The organism is Bartonella sp. F02, assembly GCF_026929975.1.
Taxonomy (GTDB): domain Bacteria; phylum Pseudomonadota; class Alphaproteobacteria; order Rhizobiales; family Rhizobiaceae; genus Bartonella.
Window position 1 is genome coordinate 147,419 of record NZ_JANHOK010000001.1, and the last position, 20,748, is coordinate 168,166.

At 36.2% G+C, this 20,748-nt stretch carries 13 protein-coding genes; 8 read left to right on the top strand and 5 right to left on the bottom strand.

Translation table 11 applies throughout. The features are described 5' to 3' along the window. The first annotated feature begins 1,044 nt into the window (after nucleotides 1-1,044). Nucleotides 1,045-1,908 carry a transporter substrate-binding domain-containing protein gene (locus NPY00_RS00630; RefSeq protein ID WP_269020100.1) on the top strand — a complete coding sequence of 288 codons (864 nt, stop codon included), beginning with the start codon at nucleotides 1,045-1,047 and terminating at the stop codon, nucleotides 1,906-1,908. 11 nt (nucleotides 1,909-1,919) lie between these two features. Here the strand turns inward: NPY00_RS00630 and NPY00_RS00635 are convergent, their stop codons facing one another. Continuing rightward, nucleotides 1,920-3,452, bottom strand: a complete 1,533-nt coding sequence (locus tag NPY00_RS00635) for a YifB family Mg chelatase-like AAA ATPase (protein WP_269020101.1) — start codon at nucleotides 3,450-3,452, stop codon at nucleotides 1,920-1,922. 426 nt (nucleotides 3,453-3,878) lie between these two features. On the opposite strand from NPY00_RS00635, the gene NPY00_RS00640 reads away from it, so the two are divergent. After that, complete coding sequence (locus NPY00_RS00640) at nucleotides 3,879-5,843, top strand: autotransporter assembly complex protein TamA (RefSeq protein WP_269020102.1); 1,965 nt, start codon at nucleotides 3,879-3,881, stop codon at nucleotides 5,841-5,843. Next, nucleotides 5,843-10,480, top strand: coding sequence for a translocation/assembly module TamB domain-containing protein (locus NPY00_RS00645; RefSeq protein ID WP_269020103.1), 4,638 nt, complete (start codon nucleotides 5,843-5,845; stop codon nucleotides 10,478-10,480). The genes NPY00_RS00640 and NPY00_RS00645 overlap by 1 nt, the downstream gene beginning before the upstream one ends. Nucleotides 10,481-10,512: 32 nt before the next feature. On the opposite strand, the gene NPY00_RS00650 is transcribed toward NPY00_RS00645, so the two are convergent. Both NPY00_RS00650 and infC read right to left on the bottom strand, forming a co-directional pair. Next, nucleotides 10,513-12,273, bottom strand: a complete 1,761-nt coding sequence (locus NPY00_RS00650; protein ID WP_269020104.1) for an ABC transporter ATP-binding protein — start codon at nucleotides 12,271-12,273, stop codon at nucleotides 10,513-10,515. Nucleotides 12,274-12,498: 225 nt separating this feature from the next. Continuing rightward, a complete protein-coding gene (gene infC / locus NPY00_RS00655) occupies nucleotides 12,499-13,017 on the bottom strand; it encodes a translation initiation factor IF-3 (RefSeq protein ID WP_269020243.1) in 519 nt (172 codons plus the stop codon). Nucleotides 13,018-13,255: 238 nt separating this feature from the next. On the opposite strand from infC, the gene NPY00_RS00660 reads away from it, so the two are divergent. The 4 genes from NPY00_RS00660 to dapE all read left to right on the top strand — a co-directional run bounded on the left by NPY00_RS00660 (nucleotide 13,256) and on the right by dapE (nucleotide 17,199). After that, entirely contained in the window at nucleotides 13,256-14,035 is a 780-nt protein-coding gene (locus NPY00_RS00660; RefSeq protein WP_269020105.1) for an alpha/beta hydrolase, read from the top strand. Between the two features lie 178 nt (nucleotides 14,036-14,213). Then, entirely contained in the window at nucleotides 14,214-14,999 is a 786-nt protein-coding gene (locus tag NPY00_RS00665) for an alpha/beta hydrolase (protein WP_269020106.1), read from the top strand. 36 nt (nucleotides 15,000-15,035) lie between these two features. After that, a complete protein-coding gene (locus NPY00_RS00670) occupies nucleotides 15,036-15,755 on the top strand; it encodes a M48 family metallopeptidase (protein ID WP_269020107.1) in 720 nt (239 codons plus the stop codon). Between the two features lie 271 nt (nucleotides 15,756-16,026). Continuing rightward, a complete protein-coding gene (gene dapE / locus NPY00_RS00675; RefSeq protein ID WP_269020108.1) occupies nucleotides 16,027-17,199 on the top strand; it encodes a succinyl-diaminopimelate desuccinylase in 1,173 nt (390 codons plus the stop codon). 48 nt (nucleotides 17,200-17,247) lie between these two features. On the opposite strand, the gene hemW is transcribed toward dapE, so the two are convergent. Together hemW and rdgB are read right to left on the bottom strand one after the other, a co-directional pair. After that, nucleotides 17,248-18,450 (bottom strand): radical SAM family heme chaperone HemW, encoded by a 1,203-nt coding sequence (hemW, locus tag NPY00_RS00680; protein ID WP_269020109.1) that lies wholly within the window; start codon nucleotides 18,448-18,450, stop codon nucleotides 17,248-17,250. After that, on the bottom strand, nucleotides 18,443-19,093 hold the full coding sequence (gene rdgB, locus NPY00_RS00685; protein WP_269020110.1) for an RdgB/HAM1 family non-canonical purine NTP pyrophosphatase: 651 nt from the start codon (nucleotides 19,091-19,093) through the stop codon (nucleotides 18,443-18,445). Before rdgB ends, hemW begins: the two co-directional genes overlap by 8 nt. 577 nt (nucleotides 19,094-19,670) lie before the next feature. On the opposite strand from rdgB, the gene hrcA reads away from it, so the two are divergent. After that, on the top strand, nucleotides 19,671-20,741 hold the full coding sequence (gene hrcA, locus NPY00_RS00690; RefSeq protein ID WP_269020244.1) for a heat-inducible transcriptional repressor HrcA: 1,071 nt from the start codon (nucleotides 19,671-19,673) through the stop codon (nucleotides 20,739-20,741). Nucleotides 20,742-20,748: the final 7 nt, after the last annotated feature.

A 20,748-nucleotide genomic window follows, 5' to 3' on the forward strand; every position in this document is an offset into this window, starting at 1 on the left:
GATATAAAAATATACAATGTATGGAAAATAGTATAGCGAGTGAATTCATTTTAGCATCAATATGTCAATGTACGACATTTTTAAATATTGACGTTGTTTAATAAATAATATACTCTCATGTGAGAATTGAGTAATAGAAGGAAGATTGAGTTTATTGTCTATCTATTCTCTTCCTCCTATTTTTGTTATTTTACTTACTTTTTCTCAGCGTTTTGATGAGCGCTGAGAGTTCTGTGATGAATATGAGGATTGTTATAATTTGATATGCTTCAGTGCAGTGGCATATCTCGTTGTAGTGGTAGTACATGTTTTTTAGAAGATTGATCAAGTAGATCGCACGGTTTGCTGAAATTTTTTTATCATTCATAGCTGCTCCTGTTTATTATATATATACATACCATATGTATATATTATTATTATAGCATATAATGACCTTGTTTGAGCGAGATTTTGGATATTTTTTTGCAGATTTTGAAGAACTTCATATCGTGCTGTATGGGATTTTTGAGGAGATCAAGAATAGCTATTTTAAACAGAATCCAACCAGTTTTTATCTAAAATTTCTGCTGTTATCTAGGAAAGTTACTGATATTAGCGTTTTGATTTTTGTTTAAATCAAATGAATCAGTGAATTGATGGAATCAATGTAGGTTATAATTTTAGTATCTTGTTTTTTAGAGAACGAGATGAAATGTGTTTTTATATAATGGTTATATTATTATATTGATAAAATTCACTTCTTTTATTTTTAATATAGTAAGTATTTGTTTAATTATTAGTATTTTTTGAATGAATAAATGAGATAAAATTGTTTAATTTTCGTTGAGAAAAACAGGTAGTCCATAATTCAATGGGTTGGGGAAGAGCATGTTCTTATCAAGATAACACATTATACTTATTATACTGAATAATTTTTAGCTGTTTTTCTTATTTAGAGTATTGATTTTCTCATTAAACACCAGATTTTTCAATTAAATACATTATATTTATATAATACTGTGAAAGACAGTATTTTGGTTTGGAAAATCGGGAAAAATTTTTAAAATGAGTAAATGTACAGAGATATTCACTTCTTGTATTAAAGTTTTATTGATGGTGTGGATATTTCTTTTTTCTTCTTTTGTTTGGGCTGAAACAGTTAATCAATTGCCTTCTTTTTTTAATTCGCGTGAACGTTTAATACAACCCAATACAGCGGGTATCACGCGTTTGCGTTTTGTAACAACTTTTGATTTTCCGCCCTTTAATTTTCTTGATCAAACAGGGCATCTAATAGGTTATAATGTTGATTTATTACGCGCTATTTGTGCAAAATTAAATCTAGAGAAATTATGTGAAGTCGAAGTTGTTCCTTGGGAAGAGTTAATTGATCATGTTAAAAATGGTGAAGCAGAAGCAATTATCGCGGGTTTAAAAGAAACAGCTGAAACGCGTGAAGATCTTGTTTTTAGCCAAACTTATTTACGTTTTCCTGCGCGTTTTGTTTCTGCACATTCTTTGAAGCTCAATGAACCAATCAATGATAAGCTTATGCATTTAAAGAGCGGATTTATATTAAAAAGTGCTCATGAAAGACTGTTTCGGAGTTATTTTCCCAACGTTCAATCGCAAGGATTTAAGAATAGAGCTCTACTTTATAAAGCGTTACAAAATCATGAGATCGATCTTGTTTTTGATGATGGATTTGCTTTGTCTTTATGGTTAAATGATCCAAAATCTGCATATTGTTGTCATTTTGTTGGAGGGGCTTACATAGCACCGCAGGTATTAGGAGAAGGCATGCAGATTGCTGTGGCAAAAAAGAATGCAAAATTGGTTGATATGTTCAATTACGCTCTAAAATCTTTGGAGCGTGATGGTAAGCTTATAGAGCTTTATTTGCGGTATTTTCCCATTAGTTTTTATTGAGATATCTTCATTTATGCGTGAGCTGTTAATCGTTCACTCCCTAGTCGATAGGAAACAGCTTCGGCGATATGATGACGAGCAAGATGTTCTGATTCATCAAGATCAGCAATTGTGCGTGCAACTTTGAGAATACGATGATAGGAACGAGCAGAAATATGCATCTTTTCACTAACATCGCGCAACAATATTGCTGCATCTTTATCGGGAATAGCAATTTCTTCAATAATTTTTGCAGGGCAATCGCCATTCGTACGAATATGAGCAAGATCGAGTGCAGAAAAACGTTTCGTTTGCAGAGTGCGGGCACGAGCAACTCGTTTTGCAACATCACAACTTTTTTCTGATTGTTCTGGTTGCATGAGATCCATAGCTGTTAGAGCAGGAACATCGATACGCAAATCAATTCGGTCGAGCAAAGGACCCGAAATGCGAGATTGATAATCAATTCGGCAACGATCTCCTTTTGCACAAATATAACCATTTTCACCAGCCATGCCACATCGACAAGGATTCATTGCAGCAATAAGTTGAATACGAGCAGGATAACTGATGTGGTGATTAGCGCGTGCAATAATACATTCTCCACTTTCTAGAGGTTGACGAAGAGAATCAAGAACTTTTGGAGAAAATTCAGGTAATTCATCAAGAAATAAAACACCATTATGAGCGAGAGATACTTCTCCAGGGCGCCCTTTGAGACCACCACCGATCATTGCAGCCATAGAAGCAGAATGGTGTGGAGAGCGAAAAGGACAGTGGTGTGAAATGGTTTTATGGATTGTTTCTCCTGAAATAGAGGCAATCAGAGAAACATCTAAAATTTCACGGCTATCTAGAGGTGGTAAAATAGAAGGTAAGCGCTGAGCTAACATAGATTTTCCTGCTCCAGGAGGGCCAACAAACAAAAGGTTGTGTCGTCCAGCAGCACAAACTTCTAAGGCCCGTTTAGCAATTTTTTGTCCTTTAATTTCACAAAGATCAGGTAATTCAGTTTGCGTAGCGTATTGGCGTGGTTGTGGGCGTTTTTGAATTTGAGTTCCTTTAAAATGATTGACCATAGTAAGAAGACAATCAGGTGCTAAAATATCCATTTCTGCATTAGCCCACGCAGCTTCAGATCCGCACTGATAAGGGCAAATTAAACCTTTGTTCAGTGATGAAGCGGTGATCGCAGCTGGTAAAACACCATTGACAGCTGTAATAGATCCATCCAGTGATAATTCACCTAAAATAATGTATTTTTGCGCGACTTCAGAAGGAAGAAGCCCCATTGCTAACATTAAGCCCATCGCAATAGGAAGATCATAATGTGATCCTTCTTTTGGCAAGTCAGCTGGAGCAAGATTAATTGTAACGCGTTTAATAGGCATAGAAAGACCACAAGCGTGTAAGGCTGCTTGTACGCGTTCACGGCTTTCTGCAATAGCCTTATCGGCGAGACCAACAATCGCCATTCCTATTTTACCGGGAGAAATCATAACCTGTACATCAACAGGAACTGCGTCTAGACCGCGAAAAGCAACAGTTGTAACATGTGCGATCATTTGTTGATATTTCTCCCCCTCCTATTTTTATTTTAGAAAGAAAAAATCATATCTATACACAAAAATCAAGAAGCCTCTGTATAGTCTTTTGAACAAGGAGAACTATATATAGATTTAAGTTTTTACGGTGTAATTATCGTTATGGCACAACCATAAGTAGTTATTTCCAAAAATTTAACCATGATAATATACAGTGCAATAAAATATTTAGAATAAGCCAAATGAATATGTTAAGAGGAGGGGAGCAGGGCTGTTTTATTGCGCAGTAGTTCAGAATCCTGCCAATATTAAAGACAGAATATGACATTACGCTCTAATGTTAGTGAGGGCGGGTGTTTTTATAAAAAAATTAAAAAATAAACATATTTATCTTTTTTATTAGAGCTTAATTTGTAAAAAATAATATTATTAAGAGTATCTGATTTGATGAGATATCAGACAAAAATTTTGTTAAGCTTAAAAAGTGTGCGAAGTGTATTTATCGGTTTATGTTTATTCGTTGCTTTTCCGCAACCCCTTTCTGCCTTCGAGCTTTTCGGTCTTCATTTGTTTGGTAAAAAGAAAATAAACACTTCTCTACACAATATGAGTGGTGAAGAAAAATCCTATAAGGTTGAAGTCGTCGCGTTGCCAAGAGCATCATCTGTGGGCGTTAAAATAGCTAAAAATATTTCTTCTCTTGTAGCTGATCAAGATAAGATACTTTCCAGTTCTTCTGGTTTGTTAGCTAAAGCACGTTCAGATTATCGAACAATTCTTTCTGCTCTTTATGCTGATGGACGTTATGGTGGTATCATTAGTATTAAGATTAACGGTTTAGAAGTTGCTGATTTGAGCCCTATGACTCAGCTTCCAGCACAATCTTATATTGTCATTGCGATTGATGCTGGGCCACAATACCTATTTAAAACGACACATGTTGACAAAGCTGCTTCTCTTGCGAAAAGCAACACAGGAAAGATGCTTTCAGTTGAAGATTTGGGTTATCAGATTGGAGCTGTTGCAAAATCTGAAACTATTCTGAAGGCAGAACAATGGGCTGTGGAGGGATGGCGCCAAAAAGGTTATGCAAAAGCGCACATTATTCATCGTGATGTGGTTGCGGATCATGCTGCGCGTCTCATTGATGCGCGAATTGCAATTAATCCTGAAAAAAAAGCTTATTATGGTCCTTTAAAAGTCCATAATGTCAGTAAAAAACCACGCATGAATTCAAATTACATTATGTGGATGACAGGGTTGCAGGAAGGTCAGAAATATGATCCTGAGGTATTGACAAAGGCTAATAAACGGCTCGGACGGCTTGGTGTCTTTCGGGCAGTCAATATGCTGGAAGCTGATACAATTAATGCTGATGATCGTTTACCTCTTACACTTGTTGTGGAAGAACGTAAGCCTCGACGCTTTGGTATTGGTGGAAGTTATTCAACATTAGATGGCGCAGGTTTTGAAGCTTATTGGACTCATAATAATCTTTTTGGTCATGCAGAGCGTTTTAAGATAGAAACGAAAATAAGCGGTGCAGGTAATCATAAAGTAAAATCTTATGATCCAAAGAATTTTAATTATCTTTTGGGAATGACATTTGTTAGACCAGGAATCATTACTCCTGATACAGATTTTAGAGCGGAATTAAAAATACAGCGAGATATTTTAGATAATTACACCACAACGGCAACGAAAGGAAAGTGGGGTGTTGCGCATATCTTTAATGATAATTTGTCAGGCCAGATTGCTATTGCGGTTTCTAATAGTTATGCGCGTGATAACTATTTTGGAAACCGTAACTTTATGACGATTGGATTACCGAGTGGTTTGATTTATGATAGCCGAGATAATAAATTAAATGCTACAGAAGGTCTGTATGGTGAAGCGATTCTTGAGCCGCTTTATGAATTGCGCTTCAATAATGTTGTCACAAAAATGATGGTAGAGGGTCGTTCTTACTGGACACTTGATGAAAAAAGCCATTTTGTTTTTGCAACGCGAGCAAAGCTTGGTACAATTGTTGGAGCTGATACGTTGCAATTGCCCGTCGATACTCTTTTCTTTGCGGGCGGTGGTGGGTCTGTTCGCGGTTACGCATATCGCAATATTGGTATTAAAACAGATAAGGGTACGACTATCGGAGGGCGTGCACTTATTGAAGGATCGGCAGAGTTACGTTTTTCTTTACATGATAAATTGGGTTTTGTCAGTTTTATTGATGGTGGTTTTGTTGGAGGAAAAGGTCATTTTGATTTGTCGAAAAACATTAAATGGGGAGTGGGGATTGGAGGTCGTTACATGACGGATCTTGGTCCGTTACGGTTTGATATAGCTGTTCCTCTTAAGCGTGAAGAAGGAGATCCTCGCGTTGGTTTTTATGTGGGTATAGGGCAAGCATTCTAATGAAAAAAATATTGCGTCTGGGGGTTTTGTTATTTGGGCTTTTTTTTCTCATTGTGGGATCTCTTTTTTTTATACAGAAAAAAAACGCGACTTTTTATGAAACACAAGAAAATAATCATTCATGGCTTGTTTCTTTTATTGAAAAAAAGCTTTCAACACCTAATCGCCATGTTCGCTTGTATAATGTGCAAGGAACGTTATCTTCAAAAATATCAATTGATACTATTACTATAAGTGATAACAAAGGTGTTTGGCTTAAAATTGCTAATGCAGAAATAGATTGGAATCGTCTAGCGTTGTTGAGAGGACGTGTTGATATTAATCAGCTTTCGCTAGAGCATATTACGTTTTTACGCAAACCAAAGAATTCTTCTTTTGGTTCTTCTTCTAGAATTGATCAATTTTCTATACCAAAATTGCCTCTGTCTCTTTCTGTCAATACGCTTGTGTCTCAGCGTGTGACTTTTGAAAAAGATCTTTTTGGTTGTTCTGCTGATGTGTCATTAAAGGGTCATTTAGTCTTAACGAATAGTGATATTAATGCAGATATCAAAGTACATCGTTTAGATGCACCGGGTTATGTTTCTCTTTTAACAACAATATCTAATAAAGAGCGTACGGCTAAAATTAATATTTTTGCTGATGAACCACAAAATGGTATTTTAGCAAATATATTAAATGTTGAAAAACGTCCTGCATTGAACCTTGCTATTGAAGGTGATGGCACTTTTGATGATTTGGTTGTTGCTCTCCATTTGGATGCAGATCATAAGCCTATTTTGGATGGTGATCTTACTCTTATCAAAACTTTAGAAGGTCATAGTTTTTCTACAAATCTTTCCGGCATAATTGATGATTTTGTTCCTGTTCAATATCGTCATTTCTTTGAATCTGAAATAATATTACAAGCTGAGACAATAATAACAAAAGAAGGTGCCACACGCCTTGATCATATGACGATTCAAAGTAAAGAAATGAATTTTGAAGCGAATGCCGAGTTAACAAAAGATGGGTTTTTGCGCCAATTGTTTATCGATGGTAAAATGGCTTTTGATAAAGTCAGTGAATCTACGACGTTAGAGGCGCAAACACACTTGGATGATCTGACATTCAAGATTGATTATGGTCGTAAAGGACAACCGGTCTGGAAAGGGCAACTTGTTATTCATAATTTGATCAATGAAAATGTTCATATTCGTAATGCTGTTTTTGACATGGGAGGTGTGAGCGAAAATCTTGACAGTTTGACTTCTCGCCATGTTGGGATTCAAATTAATGGAAATATTCAAGGAATTACGAGTGCTAAGAATGAATTGTCTAATGCTTTAAATCAAACTGCTCATGTACATTTAGATGCAGATATAGTAGCCGGAAAACCAATATTTATTCATGACTTAAGTATGACTGCTCAGGGTTTTTCTGTTTGGTTAAAAGGGAAAGTGAATCATTTTGTTTTTAGTGGTGATCTTGGTTTAAAAGCGCAAACCTTAGAACTTTTAGGGCTGTTTAGTGGGAAACCGCTTTCTGGTGGTGCAGATATTAAAGCTAAAGGAACGGTGAATTTAGTAAGAGGCGCTTTTGATCTTGAACTTTCAGGCAATACTGATGATATCAAGGTGGATGTAGAAGCTCTCGATCGTTTATTTAAAGGAAATCTCATTCTTTCAGGAAATGCTACGCGAAATATGGAAGGTTTCGTTGTAAGACATTTACGTTTGAAAAATAAATATACTGACATAAAAGCTAAAGGCCATTTTTCAAATAAGAATGCGAAGATGGATTTTTATGCTCAACTCTCTGATCTTACTGTCTTGAATCCAAAAATGAATGGTGCGGTTATAGTGCGAGGAGCGATTAGAGGGCATCATAATTTTGTAATGCTGAGTACGCACGCTCATGTAGATGAAGCTCTTTTTGTTGGAAAAAAACTTCAAAATACAATGGTTAATGTTAATGTTCTTATGAATAATACATCGCTAACTCCTTCTTTCACGGGTTTTGTAAAAGGAAGAGGGGTTTTTGCTGAAAAACCACTGCAATTATCAGCTTCTTTTGATAATTCTAATCGTATTTGGAAGGTTGAAAATATCAATATTAAAGGGGGTGATGCAAAGATAACGGGCGATTTTTCTCAGACGCTTAAAGGTTTTATGAAAGGAAATTTACACATTGATGCCGACAATATCTCAACACTTGCTGCGTTGTTTTTACAAAAAGGAAGTGGAAGTGTGAAGGGAGATTTTGTTTTAGATGAACAAAATGAAAAACAGAAAGCCAACTTGAAGATTAATATTGATCGTTTGAATCTTGCAAAAAATAAGATAAAAAAATTGGAAATACAGGCTGATATATTTGATCCTTTTGGTGCTATTCAGTTTGAAGGTTTTGCTAATGCAGAACATGTCCAAACACCATTAATAATCGTCAATCACTTCAATGCTCATGCAAATGGTGATAAAGGACAAACAGTTTTTGATGCTCAAGCAACATTACATGATAATATAAAAACACAGCTTTCTGGTTATGTGACTACGGTAGGATTACCGGCTGATGTACGGAAAAAAGTGCAACTTGAAACTTTGGATGTGAAGCAATCTAATGTTCATGCCACATTACTCAAACCAGTTACGATTATTCATGATGCAAATGGGATCGTGATGAGTGAGTTGGGGCTTACGGTTAATGGTGGGACAGTTTCTCTTGTAGGTAATTTTTATGATGCTCTTAATCTACGTTTCTCAATGAATGCTTTTCCTGTTTCTTTGGTCAATTTGTGGAAACCTGATCTTGGTGCTCGTGGTACTTTGACGGGAGACATTATGATTCGTGGTCATTTTGAAAAACCTGAAGTGAGTTACGTTTTAAATGGAAAAGAATTAACAATTGCTGCTTTTGAAGACAAAAAAATAACGCCTTTTGCATTTTTAGCGAAAGGTAAGATGGTGAATAAAAATCTTATTGTGCAAGCTGATTTAACGGGAGAAGATCTACATGCACAAACGCAAGGAACGATATCTTTAGATAACAATAAACTTGATTTGAAAATTGATTTGCAAAATGTTCCCGCACATTTGGCGAACGGCTTTATTACAAAACAAGCTCTTTCAGGAATGATGATGGGGCAAGTTGGTGTTGGTGGAACATTAAAAGATCCTTTAATTCGCTTTGAGCTTTCTAGTAAAAATTTAACAGTGATAACGCATAAAGGATTAGAATCAATTAATATGAATGCTCGTGGTTCTTATAAAAAATCGACATTTCATATCGAACATATGGTTGCAACAGGATTCAAGGAGTTGGATCTGTCACTCAATGGACATGTTCCTTTGAATGGTTCAGAAATTGGATTGAATGTTAAAGGAACAATTCCTCTTGTCTTAATTGATCCATTTTTAGCTGAGCGTGGCGCATATATGGAAGGAATTGCAAGAATAGAGACAACGTTGAATGGTACGATGTCTGAACCAAGCTTGATAGGAAATTTTTCTGTCGCGAATGGCCATTTTTTCGATTCACAAACAAATTTTGGATTGAATAATATCGTGCTTGAAGGAAAATCGAATGGTGATAATATCACTTTAGAGCGTGCATATGCTTATTTTCCTGCTGGAGGATCTGTTTCTGTTTCAGGAAATGTTTCAAGTGATTTGCAGACAGATTTAGCTATTCATTTTGATCGGGCTCGTTATAATGATGGGTCGATGATTTTTGCTACATTAACGGGTAATATGACAGTAACTGGACCTTTGTTGAGTGATCTTCTCATAGGAGGGAATCTTACTGTTGAAAAAGCTGAAATTCTGGTTCCTGATCATTTCCGAAATACAAAATTTCTTGATATTAAACATAAAAATTTAACTCAGTTAATTCAAAAAACGCTTGAATACGCTGAGGTTAAGAGTCTTGATCATAATCAAAATCTTTCTAAAGAGCCTTCTGCTATTGTGCGATTGAATATGAATATTAATGCGCGCAATAAATTTTTTGTGCGTGGTCGTGGTCTAGATGTTGAATTAGGAGGACGCATTAATTTGGCTGGTCCTTTGCACAATGTTCGTCCAGTTGGTGAGTTTCAGATGATTCGAGGGCGCTTTGATATTCTTTCACGACGTCTCAATTTTGATCAAGGACAAGCAAGTTTTAATGGAAACCTTAATCCCACTGTTTATTTTGTTGCGAATAGTAATAGTGGAGATACAAACGTTACTGTAACTGTTAGTGGAACGATCGATAATATTAATGTTAATTTTTCTTCACAACCTGTTTTACCGCAAGATGAAGTGTTGGCACGTTTAATTTTTAATCGTTCTTTGAATGAGTTATCACCATTACAAATTGCTCAGCTTGCAGCGGCAGCAGCTGAGCTTGCAGGCGCTTCTAATACATCTTTGTTGAATACTTTACGCGCTAAAATTGGTCTTGATGATCTTGATGTTGTCGTTGATGAAAAAGGAAATACGGGTTTACGGATTGGACGCTACATCCACGATAACATTTATTTAGGTTTGGAAGCAGGGTCAAATGGAAAAACAAAAGGAACAGTTAATTTAGATATTTCACGAAATCTCAAGGCTAAAGGTGCTATTGGGAATGATAATGACTCTAGTTTTGGCCTATTTTACGAAAAAGATTACTAAAAAAGAAATTTTGAAAATTCATCTCTTAAAGATTATTGCCTTTTGAATTGAATATTATGAAGTTTTTTATAAAGACCGTTTTCTTTTGCGAGTAATTCTGATTGGGTTCCTTGTTCAACTAAATTACCATTTTTTATGACAATAATTTTATGGGCACGTGCAATTGTAGAGAGTCGATGGGCAATGACAAGCGTAGTACGCCCCTTTGTGAGATGGTGAAGAGCTTCATTGATTTGCGCTTCCGTGTGTGAATCTAAAGCGCTTGTTGCTTCATCAAGAATTAAAATTTCACTATCATGCAGTATAGCTCGAGCAATAGCAAGACGCTGTTTTTGTCCCCCTGAAAGGTTATTCCCATTATCACCGACTTGTGTGTCATAACCATTTGGAAATTCCATAATAAAATCATGAGCATTAGCTGCTTTTGCTGCTTTTATTATATCTTCATTGCTCGCTCCTTCTTTGCCAAGTCCGATATTGTATTTGATGCTTCCTTGAAATAGGAAAGTATCTTGGCCTACGTAAGCCATAAGGTTGCGAAGAGAGCGAAATGTGGTTTGGCGAATATCTTGATCGCCAATGAATATCTGCCCTTGTGTAGGGTCATAAAGACGCATAATCAGGTTAATAATTGTCGATTTTCCTGATCCTGATGGCCCAACTAAGGCTGTCATTTTTCCTGCTTCTATTTCCAGATTGATATCATTTAGAACCATTTGACCATCTGTGTAAGCAAATGAAACATGTTCAAAACGGATGGAGAGATTTGTTTTATTGAGATCTTTAGCGTCTTTATGTTCTACAACAGTAATAGGATGATCAAGTATTTCAAACATTGTTCGGATACTAATCAAACCCGATTCAATTTTGACGCGTACATTTGCTAGCCTTTTAGCAGGTTCATAGGTTAGAAGCAAAGCGACAATAAAAGACATTAATTCACCTTGAACGCCTGCTCGTTGTGTAGCGAGGTAACCAGAAAGACAAATAACCCCTGCTATGGCAATTCCGGTAAGTGTTTCCATAATAGGGTTTGTAGCAGCTTCAAGTGTTGCAATGCTGTTTGCTTGTTTTTCAACATCGCTAATAGCTTTATTCATGCGTTGTTTCATCAACTTTTCAAGTGAAAAAGCTTTTATAACACGAATTCCAACAGCGGTTTCTTGAACGAGCTTGATAATTTCTCCGAGTGAGAAAAGTTCTTTTTCCACCAGATTACGAATACGTTTTAAGGCTATTCGAATTCCTAAAAATGCTAATGGACCGATTGTTAAGGTAATAACAATTAACGTGAAATTTTGAATGAGCATCACAAGAACTAAGCCAATAACAGAGAGTAAATCACGTACAAAAGTTGTAATGATTGTATCAATGATGTTACGTGCTGCTGTTGCATTATGTGTTACGCGGACAAGAAGATCTGATGAAGTATTCTTATGATAAAAAGAAACACCTTGTTCCATAAGACGTGCGTAAATTTTGCGCTGTTGTTCCGCAACAATACTATTACCTGCTTTGCTTAAAAAATAGATTTGAGCAAAAGTTGAGATGCCTTTGAGAATAAAAATGAAAGCAATAATGCTAGAAATAAAAACAATCATACCAAAATTCTGTGCCGCAATAATATAATTGACAGCATCGCGCATAATCCACGCGCTGGCCGCAGTTGTGCATGCAATGATGATCATTGAAAAAATAGCTGCACTATACCAGAAGACATGTTTATGAAAATTTTCTCGAAAAAGACGAATAATAAGATATTTATCAAACGAAGATATTGGTTTTGTGATCATACAACGCTTTTATTCTCTCTCGTTGTTTTATGCAAGATAGAGGTATCTCGCGCAAAAGATAGAATGGTTTTTCTCTAAAAGGGAAGAGAATTTTCTTGTAGAGAAATTTAACATCAGAATACAAAAAAATCCTGAAAGACACCGCAACAACAATCAGCGGTGCTTTCATGACATAATTGCGTGTTTATTTTAATAGGATGTGCACACGAGATCCCTCTATGAGAACTATTTGGGTGCTATAACCATCATTATCTGGCGTCCTTCAAATTTTGGTTCAGATTCGATTTTAGCAATTTCGCTCGTATCTTCTTTGATTCGTTGAAGAAGTTTTATCCCAAGATCCTGGTGTGCCATTTCGCGACCACGAAAACGTAAAGTGATTTTCACTTTATCACCGTTGCTGATAAAGCGATGAATGGCTTTAAGTTTAACTTCATAATCGTGAATATCAACATTTGGCCGCATCTTAATCTCTTTGATTTCGATGACTTTTTGTTTTTTACGTATTTCAGCCGCTTTTTTTTGATTTTGGTATTTGAGTTTTCCTAAATCAACGATTTTACAGACAGGCGGCTCCGCATTTGGGACAATTTCAACCAAATCAAGGCCAGCGGCTGCAGCCATAGCAAGAGCTTCTTGCGTTGGAACTACTCCTTGATGTTGTCCTTCATCATTAATCAGTTGAACACATGGAACACAGATATCTTGATTTGAACGTGGCCCATCTTTGAGGGCGGGGGTTATTCTAGATGGTCGGCGAATGGTTTATGCTCCTTAATTCCGATTTATTTACAATATATTTAATATACAATACATATTTTAATATACAATTGTATAAGGAAAAACAACTGGAATTTATATATGAAAAAACAACAAGGAGATGTGTTTTTTACTATTATTTGTAATGTATATTAATTTATTATTCTGAGGTTAGTGTTTTTCTTTCTATATATTAAGGACATTTTGGGGAGGAGATATGATAATGAATCAAAATATTCCTTGTCAGTTTTTTTCATTTGAAAAGACAGCTCTTGCTGTTCGTTTTCGCAAAGGTAATCGCTCTCCTGGTTTAGTTTGGCTTTCTGGTTATCGATCAGATATGCTTGCGAATAAAGCGATGAAAATTGATTCTTTTGCTCAAAAAAATGATTTGTCTTGTTTGCGTTTTGATTATTCCGGTCATGGAGAGTCGGAAGGTGACTTTTTTCAAGGAACAATTTCTCGCTGGGTACAGGAAAGTTTAGCAGTCTTTGAAAATTATTGTGAAGGACCACAAATTTTAATTGGTTCTTCTATGGGAGGATGGATTGCATTGAGACTTGCAATGATGCTTGCGCAGAAAAACAGAGAAATTGCTGGCATGGTATTGATTGCACCTGCTCCCGATTTCACGCAAACTTTGGTGGAGCCGGCTTTGGGAGAAGCAGAATGGAAGATTTTAGAAGAAAAAGGTTATGTTGAACGACCTGCGGTTGGTGATGGGGATCCGCTTCCTTTTACGAAAACCTTAATTGAAGATGGGCGTAATAACTGTGTCATGAAAGGATGCATTGATCTTAGGTGTCCAATTCATATTTTGCAAGGGATGGAAGATACAGAGATTCCCTATCAGCATACGTTGACTTTGCTCGATCATTTACCTTTACATGATGTAACATTAACACTCATTCGTGATGGAGATCATAGATTGTCGCGTCCGCAAGATTTGGAGTGTCTTGAGAAAGTGTTAATGTCATTGGTTGAGCGTATTAATGCAAAATAAAATTAAGTTTGAATCAATGATTAAAGAAATGATTTATGATTCTCAAAGGAAGAGATTTTCTTTGAGCGTATAATTTTGTTATGTGTGCTGTTTATGTCGATGACAAAACAGTAAGAGTTTGTTTTTTAATTATTTGTAAATTCTTCATTCTTTAAATGATTTTTTTAAAGGAGATGCAGTGGATAAAAATACTTCTTGCCAATTTTTTTCATTTGAAGAGACAGCTCTTGCTGTTCGTTTTCGCAAAGGTAATCGTTCCCCTGGTTTGGTTTGGCTTTCTGGTTATCGATCAAATATGCTTAGCAGTAAGCCGATTATGGTTGATTCTTTTGCTCAAAAAAATGATTTGTCTTGTTTGCGTTTTGATTATTCCGGTCATGGAGAGTCGGAAGGTGATTTTTTTCAAGGGACAATTTCTCGCTGGGTACAGGAAAGTTTAGCAGTCTTTGAAAATTATTGTGAGGGACCGCAAATTTTGGTTGGTTTTTCTATGGGTGGGTGGATTGCTTTGAGGCTTGCCATGATGCTTGCACAAAAAAATAAACCGATTGCTGGTATGGTACTCATTGCACCGGCACCTGACTTTACACAGACTTTATTAGAACCGATTTTAGACATAGAAGAAAGAAAGATGTTGGTAGAAAAAGGTTACGTTAATCGACCTATGGTTGGTGAGATGGTTCCTTTTACAAAAGCATTGATTGAAGATGGGAAAAATAATCGCATTATGAGGGGACGTATCGGTATTGAATGTCCAATTCATATTTTGCAAGGAATGAAAGATGAGGAGGTTCCTTATCAACATACGTTGACTTTGCTTGAGCATTTGCCTTTACACGATGTAACATTGACTCTTATTCGCGATGCAGATCATGGAGTGTCACGTCTGCAAGATTTGGAGTGTCTTGAAAAAATACTTATGTTATCGATTGAGCGAATGAATACCAAATCAATGCAAGAATAAAAGTTAAATTCTTATTCTTTATAAAGAAAATGATTGATGACCATTTATGAGAAAGATTTAATTTTTTCTGGTCGTGTTATCCCTTTACATGTCCGAGAATACGCATATGCGCGCCGCTTTACTTTACGCATTGATGTAAGGACGCAGAAAGTTTTTTTAACAATACCACCTGCAATCAATCTATGTACTGTTGAGCGTTTCATAGATAAACATCGGACTTGGATTGAGTCACAGCTTTCGCGTGAAAATTATTCTATTAAAGAAGGAGTGAAAATTCCTTTGTTGGGTATTGCGCACACTATAACGCGTAAAGAAGGACGTGGCGTTTTTGAAATTATTGAAGGTGATACAACACAAGAACCAAAAATTGTTATCTATAGTCGAGCCGAACATCTTCCAAGGCGTGTTGCTGATGTTTTAAAAAAGCAAGCTGAAATTATTATTACTCCATTAGTAACACATTATGCACAAAAAGTAGAACGCGAGGTTAAATCGGTCCGTTATAAAGATACGAAGAGCCGTTGGGGATCATGTTCGGTTGATGGACGCTTGTCTTTTTCATGGCGTCTTATTATGGCACCAAAGGAAATCATTGAATATGTTGTTGCACATGAGATAGCTCATCTCATTGAGATGAATCATGGAATAAGATTTTGGACTCTTTGTGAAAAATTGTATCCTGGGAGTAAAACATATCGAGCTTGGTTGAAAAAAAACGGTCACACACTGCAAGCAATTAATTTTCATGATAGATAAAGTCTATGATTTTCTCACAACATATACGAAAAAATATAGGCGTTATGACCCAATTTTTATTCATAAATTATTCAATAATATTGGCTGGAACTTTTTGTTGAATGTGTTGTTATATGTTTGCATAGCCACGGAGTATTGAGGCTATAAAAAGCCTCAATACTATTATTTTTTCTTGTGGTATTTGTAAGTAACCTTAATATTTTACTTTATCTTTTTTATCATCCGATCTAGCCTTATTTTAAAGTAAATCCTAATTGATGAAAGAGTGTTTATGTCTTCTTTGACAGATCCTATACAGTTATTACAGGCGCTTATTCGCTGTCCTTCTGTTACACCTCATGAAGCGGGTGCATTATCCATTTTAGAAAAATTTTTAAAAGAGATCGGCTTTCATGTTGAGAGACCCGTTTTTATGGATAAAAATACGGAAGATGTTGAAAATCTGTATGCAAAGATGGGAAGTGAAGGACCTCATCTGATGTTTGCAGGTCATAGCGATGTAGTGCCACCCGGTCAATTGGAAAGCTGGACTTATCCTCCTTTTGAAGGTGTGATCGAGCAAGGAAAATTGTATGGGCGTGGTGCTGTCGATATGAAGGGAGCAATTGCTTGTTTTATAGCAGCCCTGACTCGATGTTTAAAAAAACAGTCAATAAAAGGAACAGTAAGTTTTTTGATAACAGGTGATGAAGAGGGACCTGCGATCAATGGTACAGTAAAACTTCTAGAATGGGCAGTCAAAAAAGGTGCAAAGTGGGATGCAGCTATTGTTGGTGAACCAACAAGTGTGAAAGAAGTTGGTGATGTCATAAAAATTGGTCGTCGAGGATCAATTTCTGGAGTTATTACAGTTAAAGGGCACCAAGGTCATGTTGCTTTTCCCGAAAGGGCAGCCAATCCGTTGCCTTTAGCGAGTAAGCTTATTCAGGCGTTAACTCAGACTGCTTTGGATAAAGGAACAGAGAATTTTCAAGCAAGTAATTTAGAATTAACGACTATTGATACGGGAAATTCTGCTGTGAATATTATTCCAGCACAAACAATGATCCGTTTTAATATTCGTTATAATGATCTTTGGACAAAAGAAACACTCATAACTGAAATTGAAAATCGCCTTTCTTCTGTGCAACCTAAAAATAGCAATGATCAATTGCCATATTATAAGCTTGAATGGATACAAGGAGCAGGAAGTGTGTTTTTAACCAAAAATGATCAGTTGGTTGAAACGTTATCAAATGCTATTAAAAGCGTAACAGGAAAGATACCAGAGCGTTCAACTTCTGGAGGAACTTCAGATGCGCGGTTTATAAAAGATTATTGTCCTGTTGTTGAATTTGGTTTACCAGGGCAAACAATGCATATGGTGGATGAGTGTGTGACGCTTGATGCAATGGAAAAACTTACTGCCATTTATGAACGCTTTATTGTTGATTTTTTTGCTTAAAATACGAGTGTGTCTGATTAAGTAGAGTTGGCGAAAACTATGAAAATTTTAGTTTGCTAATTGTTGGATGATATGATCGAGGATTATACGTCCTGTCTTTGTCGCTTTTAAGCGCTGATTGCCGACCATTTCCACGAGGCCTTGTTGCTGTAAATCCATGAGTTTTTTATGAGGTAGACCTTTAGGATTTAAAGCTTCATAACGCAAAAGGTCTAATCCTTCTGAAAGACGTAAGCTCATAATTAACATTTCATTGGCTTGTTGTTCTTGAGTTAATTCTTCTGTCTCAACACAGCCATGACCGGTTGTTTCTACCAATTCAAGCCATTGTTCAGGATGTTTTTTATTCATTGTGACAGAGCGTTCTTGGTTTTCAATGTTGTTGAAGGAGGATATTTCTGCAGAAGTGGAAGAATTTTTTGATAAGTACTTTATAAAACGCCCATGTGCACCGGGACCAAAACCTGCATATTCATGATAACGCCAATAAAGAAGATTATGACGTGATTCAGCGCCAGGGATTGCATGGTTTGAAATTTCATAGGCTGGAAGACCATGCAGAGTGGTTATTTCTTGTGTAAGATTATATAGGTCTGCGGCAAGTTCTGATACAGGAAGAACGAGTTTTCCTTTCGTATGAAGACGTTTAAATGCAGTTCCTTCTTCAATGGTAAGTTGATACAAAGAAAGATGATCTGCTGCTAAATCAATGGCTTGTAAAAGTTCGCATTTCCACTGCTTGAGTGTTTGCTCGGGACGAGCGTAGATGAGGTCGAAGGATAAACGTGAAAAAATTTCACGGGCTAAAGTAATTGCATGCAAAGCTTCTTTGACATTATGTCGACGACCAAGCTGTTTGAGGGCTTGATCATTGAGTGCTTGGACACCTAAAGATAAACGATTAACACCTGCTGCACGGTAACCGTGAAAGCGTCCTGCTTCGACGCTAGAAGGATTGGCTTCTAGTGTGATTTCAGTTTTATCGTCGACTGTCCAGTTTTTTGCAACAGTTTGTAATAAAGTATCAACGGTTTGAGGTGCCATAAGAGAAGGGGTTCCACCGCCAATAAAAATACTTGTAATATGACGTGGGCCTATTTCGTTATATTGTGTTTCCATTTCACGCACAAAGGCAGCTACAAAACGAGGTTGATCGACTTCATTAACGCGAACATGTGAATTAAAATCACAGTAGGGGCATTTGCTCGCACAAAAAGGCCAATGAATGTAAATACCAAAAGGTTTAGGCATGAGACACCAAAAGATTTTCGGCTAAAAGTTTGAAAGCGCGTGCTCTATGTGAAAGAGGATTTGTTTCGTTAAGTTTCCAACCATGTTTTTGCTCTGTTGACATTTCTCCAAAAGTTTTTTCATATCCATTTGGTAAAAAAATTGGATCAAAGCCAAAACCTTGATTTCCTCGTGGTGGCCAAATTAATGTTCCTTCAACGCTACCATGAAAATAATCTGCATAACCATCAGGCCATGCAATGCAGATTACTGATATAAATCGACCTTTACGTTGGTCTTTTTCAAGAGATCCAATTTTTTGGAATTCATCTTCTATTTTTTGCATTGCTTTTGAAAAATTACGTGTCCCATCAGATTGTATAGCCCAATCAGCTGTATAAACGCCTGGTGCACCACCTAGAGCATCAATTTCTAAACCAGAATCATCGGATAAAGCGGGAAGTTCTGTAGCTTTTGCAGCAGAAAAAGCTTTAATATAGGCATTTTCTTCAAATGTTGTTCCTGTTTCTTTTGGTTCGGGTAAACCAAGTTCTTTTGCGGATTGCAGTTCTAAACTAAAAGGAGTGAGCAATGTGGTAATTTCATGCAACTTGCCGGCATTATGTGTCGCAATGACGAGTTTTTTAGGTGTAATACTTCTCATGGGTATTTCTCCTGAATTGAAGGATCAATGATTTTTTGATTAAGAATTTATTTTGTAAAATAGACAAACTCGACAATAATTTTTGCAAGTTCTAATAGAGTAGCAAATATAAAATCATTCGAAAGCTTTTATTTTAGTTATTGTTTCAATTTCCACAAAAGCAGCGTAATACTTGAATAATAAAATTTCTTTTTGGGTTTGTATGAGTTTTTTATCATAGTTAAGATACAAGGAGTGCATTTATAGATATTGCAAAAAATTTCAAAAATGTGATTTTAAAATTTTGTCGTAGAGGTATTATAAACAGGATTTAAAGTTTATTGAATAAATCGTAAAATGTGAGAATATCTATTTTTTATGAGAAACAATATTTGTACACATTTATTGTTATTTTATTTAATTGTTTTTTTATGAAAATAGGGATTAAACAACTATGCAGAATTTCCAAGCATTTTTAATGATGGTATTTTTACGCTAAATTATGTGATATACTTTATATACTGCTTTAGATTATTTGACCAAATTTTTATACAACTTATATAAGAAAAAATGTCTTTGAAATAATGAAATAATTGTGATGAAGCACCAATCTATTGATGATGATTTAAAATATCTTGATAAACGTTCGCGCGATATTTTTCGCCATATCGTTGAGTCTTATCTTAGTGATGGTGAGCCCGTTGGTTCACGTAATCTTTCGCGGCTTTTACAACAAACTTTATCGCCTGCAACTATCCGTAATGTTATGAGTGATCTTGAACATTTGGGTCTGATTTATGCTCCTCATATATCTGCAGGGCGAATGCCAACACAATTAGGTTTACGTTTTTTTGTTGATACATTTATGGAAGTGAATGATTTGCCAACCGAGGAGCGTGAAACTATTGAAACTCAAGTTAAAGAAGCAGGTCATGCGCAATCTATTGAGCATTTTCTTGTTCAAGCAAGCCAAATTCTTTCAGGTCTTTCACGCGGAGCGGGATTAGTTTTAGCAATGAGACAGGAAGGAACATTGAAGCATATTGAGTTTGTTCGTCTTGATGAAGAACATGTTCTTGCAGTTTTAGTGACAGAAACAGGTGAGGTTGAAAATCGCATTGTTCATTTACCGGAAGGTATTACGCATACACAATTGACGGAAGCCACAAATTTTCTTAATGCTCATATTCAAGGACGTACTCTCGGTGAGGCAAAGGTAGAGCTCGCTCGTTTGTGTGTTCAAACACGGGATGCACTTGATCAATTATCTCATCATCTCATAGAAACTGGGTTAGCTCTGTGGGAAAAAGAAGGTGTTAATCATAAAATACATCTTATTGTTCATGGACGGAGCAATTTGCTTGAAGATGTAAGAGCAGAAAAAGATTTAGAGCGGCTGCGGCATTTGCTTGATGATCTTGAAACGCGCGAGAGTATGGTGAAATTACTTGATTTGACTGATGAAGGTTCGGGAGTTCGTATTTTTATTGGTTCAGAAAATAAGTTGTTTTCACTTTATGATTCTTCTTTAGTTGTAGCACCTTACTGTGATTCACAACAAAGAGTTGTTGGTGCTTTGGGTGTTATTGGATCAACTCGATTGAATTATGCAAGAATCGTACCTATGGTTGATTATACGGCTCAGCTTGTGTCTCAATTATTGCGTTAATGTAGTT

Bases quoted from the DNA above. Each gene is read 5' to 3' on its own strand.
- NPY00_RS00630 (WP_269020100.1), top strand. From the start codon at position 1,045: ATGAGTAAATGTACAGAGATATTCACTTCTTGTATTAAAGTTTTATTG.
- NPY00_RS00635 (WP_269020101.1), bottom strand. From the start codon at position 3,452: ATGATCGCACATGTTACAACTGTTGCTTTTCGCGGTCTAGACGCAGTT.
- NPY00_RS00640 (WP_269020102.1), top strand. From the start codon at position 3,879: ATGAGATATCAGACAAAAATTTTGTTAAGCTTAAAAAGTGTGCGAAGT.
- NPY00_RS00645 (WP_269020103.1), top strand. From the start codon at position 5,843: ATGAAAAAAATATTGCGTCTGGGGGTTTTGTTATTTGGGCTTTTTTTT.
- NPY00_RS00650 (WP_269020104.1), bottom strand. From the start codon at position 12,273: ATGATCACAAAACCAATATCTTCGTTTGATAAATATCTTATTATTCGT.
- NPY00_RS00660 (WP_269020105.1), top strand. From the start codon at position 13,256: ATGAATCAAAATATTCCTTGTCAGTTTTTTTCATTTGAAAAGACAGCT.
- NPY00_RS00670 (WP_269020107.1), top strand. From the start codon at position 15,036: ATGACCATTTATGAGAAAGATTTAATTTTTTCTGGTCGTGTTATCCCT.
- dapE (WP_269020108.1), top strand. From the start codon at position 16,027: ATGTCTTCTTTGACAGATCCTATACAGTTATTACAGGCGCTTATTCGC.
- hemW (WP_269020109.1), bottom strand. From the start codon at position 18,450: ATGCCTAAACCTTTTGGTATTTACATTCATTGGCCTTTTTGTGCGAGC.
- rdgB (WP_269020110.1), bottom strand. From the start codon at position 19,093: ATGAGAAGTATTACACCTAAAAAACTCGTCATTGCGACACATAATGCC.
- hrcA (WP_269020244.1), top strand. From the start codon at position 19,671: ATGAAGCACCAATCTATTGATGATGATTTAAAATATCTTGATAAACGT.